Consider the following 11,895-nt stretch of genomic DNA (forward strand, 5'->3'; position numbering starts at 1 on the left):
GCGCCGCGGCCACCAACCGAGGAGAACCCACTCATGCACGCACGCAAGCTGTTCGCCACGACCGTCACCTCCGTGGTGGCGTTCTCGGCGATCGCCCTCACCACGGCCCCGGCCCACGCGGCCTACACCGCGGACCCCGACGACACGGCGTTCACTCCCACCAGCGCGGACCTGATCGGTGTCGGCTCCGACACCAGCCAGCACGCCCTCAAGCTGCTGGCTGACGGCTGGAACGCCACCAGCCCCGCCGTCCGCGTGGCCTCGTACTCCGCGCTGGGTGGCGGGACCATCCCGCTCCCGAACGCGACCGAGATCACCCGGCCCAACGGCTCGGGAGCCGGCAAGGGCCTGCTCTACGGCGCCGGCAACAACACCCAGATCGACTTCGCGCGCTCCTCCTCCGCCCTCAACGCCAACGAGCAGGGCGGCGGCCTCCAGGCCTTCCCGTTCGCGCTGGACACGCTGGTCATGGCGGTGTCCAAGACGGTCGCCTCCAACGCACCGGCCTCGCTGACGCCGGCGCAGATCGTCGACATCTACAAGGGCAACATCACCAACTGGAACCAGGTCGGCGGCAGCAACGGCATCATCGCGCCGAAGATCCCGCAGGCCGGCTCGGGCACCCGCACCTTCTTCGTGGCCCAGCTCAAGGCCATGAACGCCGGCGTGGACGTCACCCTCGGCGGCAAGGTCGAAGAGGTCCAGGAGCACTCGGACGCCGCCATCAAGAGCGACGCCAACGCGGTGGCCCCCTTCTCCGAGGGCCGCGCGGGCCTGCTCGGCCAGACGCTGCGTCTCGAGTCCGGCTGGCGCGCGGACCGTGCCCTCTACAACGTCGTGCGCGGCACGGACGTCGGCAACGCCAACGTGCTCGCCGTGTTCGGTGAGCAGGGCTACGTCTGCTCGACGGACGCCCGCCCGCTGATCGAGGCCGCCGGCTTCAAGCAGCTCGCGACCTCGGCCTTCGAGGGTGTCTGCGGACAGCCCACCCAGGGCGCGACCAGCAACTTCACCCTCAACGAGCGGGTCGTCACGACCACGACGCTCACCGTCACCAGCACCGTCGCCCGCACCGCCCGCCTGACCGCGCGGGTCGCCGGCAGCACCTCGCCCTCGGGCACCGTGTCGTTCTACGACGGCGAGACCGTCCTGGGCTCCAACATCCCGCTCACCTCGGGCCAGGCCGTCCTCACCAAGTCGGGCGTCGCGCCCGGTGCGCACACCTACCGCGCGGTCTTCACCCCGGCCGCCGAGTCGGTCTTCGAGCCCTCCGAGGACATGGGCGCCGGCGTCGTCAAGACGTCGTCGTCGATCACCGAGTCCTTCCCGGCCGCCGTCAAGGCCGGCAAGCGTGCCCGCGGCACCGTCACGGTCGTCCTGGCCGGCGTCGGCGCCAAGGCCACCGGCCTCGTCAAGGTCATGCGCGGCGCCAAGGTCCTGGCCTCGAAGAAGCTCGTCAGCGGCAAGGTCGTCATCGTCCTGCCGAAGCTCAAGGTCGGCGCCAACAACCTGAAGGTCGTCTGGGCCGGTGACGCCGTCTCCGTCGGCTCCTCGAAGGTCTTCAAGATCAAGCAGGCCAAGGCCAAGAAGAAGAAGAAGTAGTCCCTGCCCCACCGCTCGATCGCACGACCCGGGTCCGGGTGGCCGCCGCACGGCGGTCGCCCGGCCCGGCACCACCCGCAGGATCCCGCAGCATCCCGAGGAGAACCGCACCATGACCGCGACCGACGCCACCGTCACCCTGCCCGCCGTACCCCCGAGCGCGCCGGTGCCACCGGCCGCGCCGCTCGCGGCCATCGAGGCGCGCGACATCACTGCCTGGTTCGGCTCCCACAAGGTGCTCGACCGGGTCTCGCTGACGATGAACGCCGGCGAGATCACGGCCCTGATCGGCCCCTCGGGCTGCGGCAAGTCGACGTTCCTGCGGATCCTCAACCGCATGCACGAGCTGGTGCCCTCGGCCCAGCTGGCCGGCGAGGTGCGCCTCGACGGCGAGGACATCTACGACCCGTCCAAGCGCCTCATCGACGCGCGCCGGGCCATCGGCATGGTGTTCCAGAAGCCCAACCCGTTCCCCGCGATGTCCATCCGCGAGAACGTCCTGGCCGGCCTCAAGCTGACCGGCACCAAGGCCTCCCGCTCCACCAAGGACGAGCTCGTGGAGTCGTGCCTGGTCAAGGGCGGGCTGTGGAACGAGGTCAAGGACCGCCTCGACGCCCCCGGCGGCGGCCTGTCCGGCGGCCAGCAGCAGCGCCTGTGCATCGCGCGCTCGCTGGCGATCAAGCCGCGCGTCCTGCTGATGGACGAGCCCTGCTCGGCCCTCGACCCCACCTCGACCCGCGTGATCGAGGAGACGATGCTCGAGCTGGCCCGCGAGGTCACCATCGTGATCGTCACCCACAACATGCAGCAGGCCGCCCGCGTCTCCGGCCGCTGCGCGTTCTTCCTCGCCTCCCAGGGCACCCCCGGCGTCATCGTCGAGCACGGGGAGACCCCCACGATGTTCCAGAACCCCCGCGACCAGCGCACCTCCGACTACGTCAACGGCCGCTTCGGCTGAGCCTGTCGGTGCTCGGTGGCGTGAGTGTCACTCCCGTCCCACAACCTGTACGAAACTCACGCTTCCGGTACGAAGTTTCATGCCGGGAGCGTGAGTTTCACCGGGTACCCGGTGAATCTCCCTGCGGGGGCGGCGCCCACAAACCCGGTTGCCCCGCAACCACGCACGGAGCAGGGTCGGGACATGACGTCCTTCATCTCGCACACCTCGATCGACTGCGTCAACGCCTACGAGCTCTCGGAGTGGTGGAAGCAGGTGCTCGGCTACGTCGACGTGGACGGCGACCCGAACCTGCCGGGCCACGAGGAGTGCATGATCCTCGACCCTCAGACCAGGCACTCGGTGCTGTTCATCGAGGTGCCGGAGCCCAAGTCGGCCAAGAACCGGATCCACTTCGACCTGCGTCCGCGCGAGGGCACCCGCGACGAGGAGCTCGAGCGGCTGCTCGGGATCGGCGCGACGGTCGTGGCCGACCACCGGGGCAAGTACGGTCCGGGGACGGCCTGGGTGACGCTGGCCGACCCGGAGGGCAACGAGCTCTGCATCCTGCGCTCGCAGGCCGAGGTCGACGCTCCTGGCTGAGCGCGCCGGCCGTGTCGCCTGATTAGACCGGACCGCCCCGCAGCAGCCGCAGGTGCAGCTCCTTGGTCTGGGCGGAGGGGTCGGCGCCGAGGTCCTCGGCGAGGTGGGCCCGGAGCTCCTCGAAGACTCGCAGGGCGCTGCCGATCTCGCCCAGCCCGGCATGGCCCACCATCAGCGCCCGCCGCGCTGCCTCGGACGTCGGGTCGATGGTGACGGCCGTGTCGGCGAGCGCGACGGCACGCGGGTAGTCCTCGATGGCGTTCGCCGACTCGGCGGCCTGGCACAGCATCACCATGCGCATGCGCCTGAGGTGCTCACGCTCCGTGCGGGCCCACGGGCTCTCGTCGTCGTGAGCGTGGAAGTCGTCCCGGTACAGGCGCTCGGCCGCCTGGGCGAGGCAGAGCGCGCGCTTGTGGCGACCAACGCGGGTGAGGGAGTACACCCGTCGAGCGTCCTCCTGGAACACGGCGACGTCGACCCACACCCCCTCCAGCGCGAATCCGTCGCCGTGGCGCACCAGACAGTCCGAGCCGAGGGCGCTCCGGATCTGACTCCCGGCGGTGCGCAGGCTGGCTCGGGCGCGGTCCAGGCTGACGTTCGGCCACAGCTGCTCGGCGACGCTGGCGCGCCGCAGACGACGACCGTTGTTGAGCGCCAGGATCCGCAGCAGGTCCCGCGTCTGACCGGTCCGCCACTCGTCATGGCCGACGATGGTCCCGTCGCACCGACGCGCCACGAGCTCGCCGAGTACCTCGATCTTGATGTTGTTCTGCGGCCTCATCGCAAGGGCCCCCCCATGTGGCGCAGTTCGAGCACTGGAGACCTGAGTCGTTCGCCATGGTAGCGGCGCAGCGCCGCCGACCGCAGGTCTCAGCCCTCGCGTCGTGCCGGTGTCGTGTCCCGCGAGCCTCGTAGCGCCAACCCCACGGCGGCCAGCTGGGAGGACACGCCGAGCTTGGACAGGATCGACTTGACCTGGGTGCGGACGGTCGCCTCCGAGACGACGTAGGCCTGCGCGATCTCGCGGACGTGACGCCCGTCCATCAGCTCCGCGAGGATCTCGCGCTCGCGCGTGGTCAGGGTCGCCAAGCGCGCCCTGCGGTCCTCCTCCTCGATCCGGTGGCGGTGGAAGTCGTCGACGAGTCGCTCGCGGTCCTCCCGGGTCAGCACCCTGCGGCCCTCGCCGATCAGCCTGATGGTCGCCAGGATCGTGCTCAGCGGCGTCGACTTCGGGAGCACGGTCCTCGCTCCGTTGAACAGGGACTCACCCCACCCGGACCGGTCCACGCTGCCGGTCACGACGACGACGGCGACGCCCACCTGGCTCAGAGGCCGGATCAGCGGCACTGCACTGAGGCCCGGTCCTAGCTGGAGGTCGAGCAGCACGACTCCCGGCTGGGACCTCAGGACCTCGGTCAGCAGTCGGTTCTGCGTCAGCCCCTCCGCCTCGGTGTCCACCCGGCGGACCTCGAGGCCCTGCAGCGACAGGGCCAGCTCGAGCGCCTCGGCGAAGAGGGCGTGGTCCTCGACGATGGTGACGCGGTTCAGGCGCCCATGGCGCAGCATGACGCAGATCCTCGGGTCGTGTGGGTCCGGGTGGCGAGGTCGGCGCCCCGCGGCCGGTCCCGCTCCCGTCGCCGGTCGAGGGTCCGAGGGGGCCCGGCGCGCCGTCGTGGCGCCGGCCGAGCGAGGCCCCGGTCGCCCCCACCTGTCCGGGCGCGCCCCCGGACTACCCCACACCCACGTTCCAATGCCACCGATCCGCTCATCCTGTTCCCCCCCTGGTCGCCAGTGAACCCCAATATGGAGGCACGGGTCCAATAAAAAATCGCAAAATCGGTCGCTTCACGGTGCATTTGCGCTGTCGCTTGTCGGGTTTGGTACGGATTTCGTGGTATAGCCCTCGGCTGTTCACCTACCTCGAGTCCGTTTCCGACCAGCGGTGGCTCGGGCTCGGTCGGCCTCTCGGAGGGGCCCTCCCCACTTCTGGGGAAAGAAGCGGCGAGGAAGCCGCGTCGGCTCGCGGCCGGTCAGGATTGCCGCGTCCGGAGGCGGCAGTCGACGTGAGTCGTCGGCCCGTCCACATGAACGTAGCGCCCACGGGGGCGAGGGGGAGTGGGCCACGGTGACCAATGCCAGCCTTCCGGTCCCGGGAGTTCGCGAGTACGAGGCGCTTCGGCTCGTCCACCCACGCTCGGAGCCGCCGCCCTGGTCCCCGCCCCCGTCGCTCCTGCTCGGGGACGTCGTGCTGGCCCTGATCGGGGCCCTGGCAGTCTGGTCTACCCGACCGTCAGGGCCGGGACTGCTGCTGGTCGCGGCGCTGCCCCTCGGGTGGGGCGTGGCCGTCCAGACGTCACGGGCGACCGAGCTGGTCCTGGTCGCCAGCCTCGCCCATGCGGCTCGTCGTCTCGTGAGCGCAGGCGGCCTGCTGGCGCTGGTGGGCTGCGCCGCCTCCACCGTCCTGGGGAGCGCCTTCACGGCGCGTGACGCCTTCCTCCTGGCCCTGGCGTGCACCGCCGCCTCGCTCGCCCTCCGCGGCGCCGCGTGGTGGGCCGCCGGAGCGCGTGGTGTCCGCGGACGACCTCGCGTGCTGGTCATCGGGGGCGACGAGCGGCAGGACGCCGTCGCGGCCCTCGAGCGACGCGCCGGGCCCGCGCTCTCGGTCATCTCGCTCCGGACCGGGGCCCCGGCCGCACCCCGTGGCCAGGAGGCCCCCGGAGTGACCACGGTGCCCCTGGAGGAGGTCGCGTCGTACGCCGCACGGATCGGCGCCTGCTCGGTCGTCGTGATGCCGGAGGCCGGCCTGGAGCCGGCCGGTCTGCGCAGGCTCCAGTGGGAGCTCGAGCGCTCGCGGCTGCCGCTGTGCGTCGGCACCCCGCTCGTGGGCGTGTCCTCGTCCCGGTTGGACGCGACGGACGTCGGCGGAGTGCCGCTCGTCCGGGTGCACCCGGTGCGGAGGTCCGGCGTCGGGTCGCTCGTCGTCGACCTGGCGGGCAGGTGCGTCGCCGCGGTGGCGCTGCTGCTCACCCTGCCGCTGCTCGTGATCGTGGGTCTCGCCGTCCGACGCGAGTCACCGGGCCCCGCGGTCTTCCGTCAGCAGCGGGTGGGTCGGGACGGGCGTCTCTTCACCATCTACAAGCTGCGCACCATGGGTTCCACGCCGGCGCAGACGCCCCTGTCGAACGACTCCGACGGCGTGCTCTTCAAGATGAGGAGCGACCCTCGCGTCACTCCTCTGGGCAGGTGGCTGCGTACCTACTCGCTCGACGAGCTGCCCCAGCTTCTCAACGTCGTGCTCGGGCACATGCGTCTCGTCGGGCCGCGCCCGGCCCTTCCGGAGGAGGTCGCGCGCTACGACCTGGACACCCGCCGGCGACTCGCCGTGCAGCCGGGGATCACCGGCCTGTGGCAGGTGTCCGGGAGGTCGGACCTCTCCTGGGAGGACACCGTGCGTCTCGACCTGCACTACGTGGACAACTGGTCCCCGACCTTCGACCTGCTCATCCTGTGCCGGACGCTGAGTGCCGTCCTGAGGCATCGGGGAGCGTACTGACGGTCTCCCGGCCGACGGCGCGCCAGCCGGCGTTGTGCGCCATCCCGACGGCGGCCAGCTGGGAGGACACGCCGAGCTTCGCCAGGATCGACTTCACCTGCGTGCGGACGGTAGCCACCGACACCACGCTCACCCGCGCGATGTCGCCGACCTGCATGCCCTCCATGAGTCCCGCCAGGACCTCGCGCTCGCGCGGGGTCAGGCTCTCGAGCTGCTGGCGCTGGCCCTGCACCTCCTGCCGGTGCTCGTGCCATCCGCGCAGGAGCTCCTCGCGCTCGCGCGCCTCGACGACGGGAAGGCCCTGGTGGATGCGGCGCACGACCGCCAGGATCTCGTTGAGGGGCTGCGTCTTCGACAGCGTCTTGCGAGCGCCGTAGCGCATGCACTCGCCCCACCTGAACCGGTCGGCGGACGCCGTCACCACGACGACGTTCGCGCCGGACGCTGCGAGCGGGTGGATGAGCCGCACGCCGTCACCGAAGGCCCCCAGGTCCAGGTCGAGGAGCACCAGGCGCGGCTGCATCCGCAGGGCGCTGGCGAGCAGCTGACCGGTGCCGCCGGGCGACGCGGGGAGCGGCAGCCGTCGCGCCGCGTATCCCTCCAGGGTCAGGGCGAGCTCGAGGGACTCGGCGAAGAGCAGGTGGTCCTCGAGGATGAGGACACGCGAGTTCGGTCTCGTCGCTCGGACTGTGTGCATGGGGTGGTCTCCTCTGGTGCGGGCAGGCTGATGACGAAGGTGTTGCCGACGTCTTGGGTCTCTAGCCGGAGGGAGCTGCCGGTGGCGGCCATGAGCCGGTGGGCAAGGTGCAGGCCGATGCCCTGCCCCTCCGAGTCCGGGCCGCGGCTGCCCCACTCGAAGAGGTGGTGGCGCACCTCCGCCGGGATGCCGGGTCCGTCGTCGCGGACGATCACCTCGATCGTGTGCCCGTGCCGGGTGACCTCCACGACCGAGTGTGAGCCCGGTGCGTGTCGGGCGGCGTTGTCGAGCAGGATGTTGACGACCTCCGCCACGGCGTCCGGGTCGCCCACCCCCTGGTGACCGGTCGGGTGCCACTCCACCACACGGCCGAGGGCCTCCTGGGCGGTGACGAGCGGCCAGATGACCTCGTCGAGGTCCACGAGCGACTGGCGGTCGTGCGACGTGTCCTGCGGCCGAGACGGCGGCTCGGACAACGCGTCGTTGCCCTTACCGGCGAGGAGCCGCGACAGGCGACCGGCCTCCGAGTCCAGCATCCGCTCGAGCTGTCGCCGCTTGCTCGCCGGTACCTCCTCCTTCTGGTGGAGCAGGCTCGAGGCCACGGCGATGCCGGCCAGCGAGTTCGTGATCTCGTGCAGGCGGGCGCGGACGTCGCGCTCGTCGGCCTGCATGGTGGCCACCTGGTCGGCGAGGACGACCAGGGACAGGCGCTGCTCCTGGACGGCGAGACGAAGCCCCGCGCCTGCCGCGTTGACCATCAGCAGGACCCCGATGAGACCGGTGGCGATCGCGACCGCCTCCCCGATGGGGCCGACGTTCTCCTGCGTGGTGGCGACGCGGTTGACCACGAGCGCGATGACGCCGACGCCGAGCCGTGCCGAGAACCAGCTCGCCACCCCCTCCAGCAGGTACGCGGCACGGGCGATGCCGCATCCGATGACGGCCAGGGCGACCTGGGCGGTCACCACGGCGGGGTCCGTCAGGAGCAGCTCGCCGCCGAAGCGGTTGGCCGCCACGTTCACCCCGGCGACGAGCAGACCCAGCAGCAGGCCGACCGCGAACGGGTCGGCGGCGTGGCGCACGCGGTCGGACAACCGCAAGCAGCCCAGGATGAGGAGGGCGGCGGGGACGTCGATGATCAGCGTCCACCCGGCGCGGTTGAAGAACACGTCGGGCTCGGAGGCCCGGAGGCCGGCCAGGGCCGCCCCCTGGACCGAGTACTCCGTGAGGCAGAGGGCGAGCCAGCCGACGACGTTCGAGTCGGTCAGACGGTACTGGACGTACAGCAGGACCGAGGCACCGATCACCATGGGAAAGATGAGGAGCTGGGTGATGGTCTCCAGCCCACCGATCGAGCGCAGCTCCGGCGTGATCAGCAGCGTGCCCACGACCGGAGCCAGCACCATGACGAGGACGAGGGCGCTGGCCCGCGCCGTCCAGACCTGGCGTGGGTAGCGGCCCGGGACGTGCGGCACCCACCCCGTGCGCGATCCCCCACTCGTCATACCGGGAATGTAGGAAGCCTGGACACCTCGGCCCGGTGACCCGAAGGCGTATACCCGAATTTGGGGAGCGGCCCCCCGACGACCCACCAGCCGCGCTCTAGACCGGTGGCCTGTCTGGGGGCGGGCCCGGCGTCGGGTGTGCGCCCGCCCGGGGGACCGAGGCGGACGGACGGAGTCGCCGCGGTCCGAGTGAGGCGACTGATGGGCGTCGTGAGGAGAACTCTGCCGGTCGTGCCGAGTCCTGGCATCCCCAAAAGTGGGGCTCAATGCCTTCGGTTGACACCGCCGCGTGCGCGGGCCGCAGGAGGATGGAGCGCCGACGCAGACGAGGAACGGGAGGGCCGATGTCATGCTCCAGATCGCGCTGCACGGTCACGCACTGTGAGCGACTCCGACGCGTCGGACGCCGTCGCCGTGACCTCCGCGCACTCGCTGGTCACCGACGCCGTCGCTGCCGCCCTGGCCGGTAGCGACCTCACCGTCATCCGGCTCCCCTGGCCGGGCACGCGCCGGGACCTGCAGGTGGGATGGTCTGACGACGCCCCCCGGCCGTCCCTCGGCGTGATGATCTGCGACCTGACGCCTCCGGTGACCCACACGGCGCGCTGGCTGGTCGGGGTCTACCCGACGCGGTGGCTGCTCATGACCGACACCCCGAAGGGGGCGCTGTGGGGCGGGATGCTCGAGGCCGGCGTCGTGGGCGTCCTGTCGAGCACCACGAGTCTCGCCGAGCTGCTGGCCGCGATCGCGACGTTCCGCGTCAGCGGCACCAGCCGGCTCCCGCCCGAGCGCGACGAGCTGACGGCCCAGTGGCGGCTGGACGAGGCCGAGCGCGACAGCATGGCCGCCCGGATGAGCTCGCTCACGCCGCGGGAGGCCGAGGTCCTGTTCCAGCTGCGCCTGGGGCGGTCCGTGCGGGAGATCGCCCAGCTGCACGGCGTCGCCCACTCGACGGTCCGCAGTCAGGTCAGGTCGGTGCTGCAGAAGCTCGGGGTCTCCCGGCAGCTGGCGGCGACGGCGCTCCTCGACCGGTGGGAGGGGCCTCGCGAGGAGTGACGGGCCGAACGCCTCACCGCACGGTCTCCCCGAGCGGCGCGTCCGGGTGCTGGCGTACCCAGGAGGCCAACCGGTCGCTCCTCACGGCGTCCCACAGTCGCCGGCCCGCGGCGTGGTCGAGGTGGACGACGCTCTGAGGGCCCTCGTACCCCAGCCCCGCCACCGGGACCGTCATGAACGTCACCTCGTCCTCGTCGAGGTCTCGCAGCGACCAGAAGAGCCTCGTCATGTCCTTGGTCGACCACTCGGCGTCGACACTCAGGTGCTGGGTGATCGTGCCCAGCAGCTGGTAGACGCCCCAGGGGCCGGAGTCGCCCACCCGCTCGAGCGTGTCGGCCATCAGGGTCCGCAGGAAGTTCTGCTGACGGCTGGCGCGGTCCAGGTCCCCTCCTGGAAGGCCGTAGCGCTGGCGGACGTAGGCGAGCGCGGCCTCACCGTCGAGGTGGTGCTCCCCGGCGGTCCACGTGATGTCCCGCGCCGAGTCGTGGACGGTCTCCGGCACGGTCACGGTCACCCCTCCCAGCTCGTCGGTCAGCGCGCGAAGGCCGTCCCAGTCGATGATGGCGAGGTGGTCCACGCGCACATGGGTCAGCTCCTCCACGGTCGCGACCGCGAGGGAGGCTCCGCCGTAGGAGAAGGCCGCGTTGATCTTGTTCTCGCCGTGGCCCGGCACCGTGACCCAGGAGTCCCGCGGCAGCGAGACGATCGATGCTCCCCGCCGGTCCGCGTCGATGTGCAGGAGCATCATCGTGTCCGATCGCTGCGCCCCGGGCACGAAGGCGGCCGCCCGCGCCCCGTCTCCGGTGGTCGGCTCGTCGGAGCGACGGTCGCTGCCCAGCAGCAGGATGTTGACCGCGCGCGCGGCGGGACCCCGGACCGGCTTCGAGGGGCGGTTCTCCAGGCCGGTGAACACGTGGTCGATCCGTTCGATGGGGGCCACGACCCGGCGGCCCAGGTAGTAGGCGCCGCCGACCGAGACGACGGCGAGGACGCCCAGCACGGTCAGGAGCACCAGCGCGGTGCGGTGCTTGCGGCGGGGTCGGGTGGCGCCCATGGCTGGCCTCCGTAGGGACGGGTGTGGTCCAGCGAGACCATTCGTCACCCGACGGGTGTGACCAGCGGTGGTCGGGCCATATCCCCAAGAGTGGGGATATGGCGGTGCCCGGGGAGCGGGTGCCGTCGCGGGACGGTCTGCTGGCTCGGTCAGCACCCGAGCCCGAGGAGCACCCCGTGGACCCGTCACGAACCCACGCCCGCCGCCTGTGGTGGGTGCCCGCAGTCCTGGCGCTCCTGGGAGCGCTGGTGTGGGCTCTCGGTCCGGAGGACGCGAACGACGCGGACTCCGGGAGGCGGCCGCCGAACGCGGCCGCGCCGGCCGCGCCGACCTCGCCGCCGGGGTCCGCCCCGTCGTCCGGGCCCACGGAGGTTCCCGCGCCGGGGTCGTTGGACGAGGTGCCGGTCGAGGAGGTCACTCCCGAGCCGGCGGTCCCGCTGACAGCGACCGCCAGGCTCGGACACGGCGTCGCCCTCCGCATCGTCGACGTGGAGGACGTGCAGGGCGTGGCGCGAGGGGTCGGAGAGATCGCGGGGCCCGCGCTGCGGGTCACCGTCGAGCTGGCGAACCGGTCGGAGGAGGAGGTGCCCGTCGACAGTGCGGTCGTCGACCTGCTCGCCGGGCCCGACCGGACGCCGGCGGCGACGCTGACGGGTCCGGGCGGACGACCCTTCGAGGGCAGCGTGCCGGCCGGCGGGACCGCCACCGGGGTCTACGTGTTCGGCGTGCAGGACGAGGGCGGCACCCGGGTCCGGGTCTCGGTCAGCTACCGCGGCGGGGCGCCGGTCGCGGTCTTCGCAGGGGACGTCGCGTGAGCGCCCGACGCCCCATCCCCAATGTTGATGGTGTTCGCGGAGGTGCCGCACCTCGGTGCGCGGGCCTGCCTAC

General features: G+C 71.8%; 11 protein-coding genes. 6 read left to right on the forward strand and 5 right to left on the reverse strand.

The window, feature by feature from the left end:
• Window positions 1-33: 33 nt before the first annotated feature.
• The 3 genes from E4622_RS17065 to E4622_RS17075 all read left to right on the forward strand — a co-directional run bounded on the left by E4622_RS17065 (window position 34) and on the right by E4622_RS17075 (window position 3,142).
• Window positions 34-1,602 (forward strand): substrate-binding domain-containing protein, encoded by a 1,569-nt coding sequence (locus E4622_RS17065; protein WP_134741385.1) that lies wholly within the window; start codon window positions 34-36, stop codon window positions 1,600-1,602.
• Window positions 1,603-1,714: 112 nt separating this feature from the next.
• A complete protein-coding gene (locus E4622_RS17070) occupies window positions 1,715-2,560 on the forward strand; it encodes a phosphate ABC transporter ATP-binding protein (RefSeq protein ID WP_134741386.1) in 846 nt (281 codons plus the stop codon).
• Window positions 2,561-2,743: 183 nt separating this feature from the next.
• Window positions 2,744-3,142 carry a VOC family protein gene (locus E4622_RS17075; protein ID WP_134741387.1) on the forward strand — a complete coding sequence of 133 codons (399 nt, stop codon included), beginning with the start codon at window positions 2,744-2,746 and terminating at the stop codon, window positions 3,140-3,142.
• Window positions 3,143-3,164: 22 nt separating this feature from the next.
• Here E4622_RS17075 and E4622_RS17080 read toward each other — a convergent pair whose 3' ends face one another.
• Entirely contained in the window at window positions 3,165-3,923 is a 759-nt protein-coding gene (locus E4622_RS17080) for a bacterial transcriptional activator domain-containing protein (protein ID WP_134741388.1), read from the reverse strand.
• Between the two features lie 89 nt (window positions 3,924-4,012).
• Window positions 4,013-4,708: a response regulator transcription factor gene (locus E4622_RS17085; protein ID WP_134741389.1), complete on the reverse strand. Its 696-nt coding sequence runs from the start codon at window positions 4,706-4,708 to the stop codon at window positions 4,013-4,015.
• A 772-nt stretch (window positions 4,709-5,480) separates the two neighbouring features.
• Between E4622_RS17085 and E4622_RS17090 the strand changes: the two genes are divergently transcribed.
• Window positions 5,481-6,695 carry an exopolysaccharide biosynthesis polyprenyl glycosylphosphotransferase gene (locus E4622_RS17090; protein WP_167736134.1) on the forward strand — a complete coding sequence of 405 codons (1,215 nt, stop codon included), beginning with the start codon at window positions 5,481-5,483 and terminating at the stop codon, window positions 6,693-6,695.
• Here the strand turns inward: E4622_RS17090 and E4622_RS17095 are convergent.
• Window positions 6,643-7,392 carry a response regulator transcription factor gene (locus tag E4622_RS17095; RefSeq protein ID WP_134741391.1) on the reverse strand — a complete coding sequence of 250 codons (750 nt, stop codon included), beginning with the start codon at window positions 7,390-7,392 and terminating at the stop codon, window positions 6,643-6,645. The two genes, E4622_RS17090 and E4622_RS17095, sit on opposite strands and share 53 nt — an antisense overlap.
• Window positions 7,302-8,897 (reverse strand): HAMP domain-containing sensor histidine kinase, encoded by a 1,596-nt coding sequence (locus tag E4622_RS17100; RefSeq protein ID WP_167736135.1) that lies wholly within the window; start codon window positions 8,895-8,897, stop codon window positions 7,302-7,304. Before E4622_RS17100 ends, E4622_RS17095 begins: the two co-directional genes overlap by 91 nt.
• A gap of 381 nt (window positions 8,898-9,278) precedes the next feature.
• Here E4622_RS17100 and E4622_RS17105 point away from each other — a divergent pair, with 381 nt between their 5' ends.
• Complete coding sequence (locus E4622_RS17105; RefSeq protein WP_167736136.1) at window positions 9,279-9,953, forward strand: LuxR C-terminal-related transcriptional regulator; 675 nt, start codon at window positions 9,279-9,281, stop codon at window positions 9,951-9,953.
• Between the two features lie 13 nt (window positions 9,954-9,966).
• Here the strand turns inward: E4622_RS17105 and E4622_RS17110 are convergent, their stop codons facing one another.
• Window positions 9,967-11,007, reverse strand: a complete 1,041-nt coding sequence (locus tag E4622_RS17110) for an LCP family protein (protein WP_134741394.1) — start codon at window positions 11,005-11,007, stop codon at window positions 9,967-9,969.
• A 176-nt stretch (window positions 11,008-11,183) separates the two neighbouring features.
• Between E4622_RS17110 and E4622_RS17115 the strand changes: the two genes are divergently transcribed.
• A complete protein-coding gene (locus tag E4622_RS17115) occupies window positions 11,184-11,822 on the forward strand; it encodes a hypothetical protein (protein WP_134741395.1) in 639 nt (212 codons plus the stop codon).
• Window positions 11,823-11,895: the final 73 nt, after the last annotated feature.

This window comes from Nocardioides sp. 503, assembly GCF_004522095.1.
GTDB lineage: Bacteria > Actinomycetota > Actinomycetes > Propionibacteriales > Nocardioidaceae > Nocardioides.

What these genes read in the sequence shown, in the direction of transcription:
- E4622_RS17065 (WP_134741385.1), top strand. Translation starts at nt 34, where the DNA reads ATGCACGCACGCAAGCTGTTCGCCACGACCGTCACCTCCGTGGTGGCG.
- E4622_RS17070 (WP_134741386.1), top strand. Translation starts at nt 1,715, where the DNA reads ATGACCGCGACCGACGCCACCGTCACCCTGCCCGCCGTACCCCCGAGC.
- E4622_RS17075 (WP_134741387.1), top strand. Translation starts at nt 2,744, where the DNA reads ATGACGTCCTTCATCTCGCACACCTCGATCGACTGCGTCAACGCCTAC.
- E4622_RS17080 (WP_134741388.1), bottom strand. Translation starts at nt 3,923, where the DNA reads ATGAGGCCGCAGAACAACATCAAGATCGAGGTACTCGGCGAGCTCGTG.
- E4622_RS17085 (WP_134741389.1), bottom strand. Translation starts at nt 4,708, where the DNA reads ATGCTGCGCCATGGGCGCCTGAACCGCGTCACCATCGTCGAGGACCAC.
- E4622_RS17095 (WP_134741391.1), bottom strand. Translation starts at nt 7,392, where the DNA reads ATGCACACAGTCCGAGCGACGAGACCGAACTCGCGTGTCCTCATCCTC.
- E4622_RS17100 (WP_167736135.1), bottom strand. Translation starts at nt 8,897, where the DNA reads ATGACGAGTGGGGGATCGCGCACGGGGTGGGTGCCGCACGTCCCGGGC.
- E4622_RS17110 (WP_134741394.1), bottom strand. Translation starts at nt 11,007, where the DNA reads ATGGGCGCCACCCGACCCCGCCGCAAGCACCGCACCGCGCTGGTGCTC.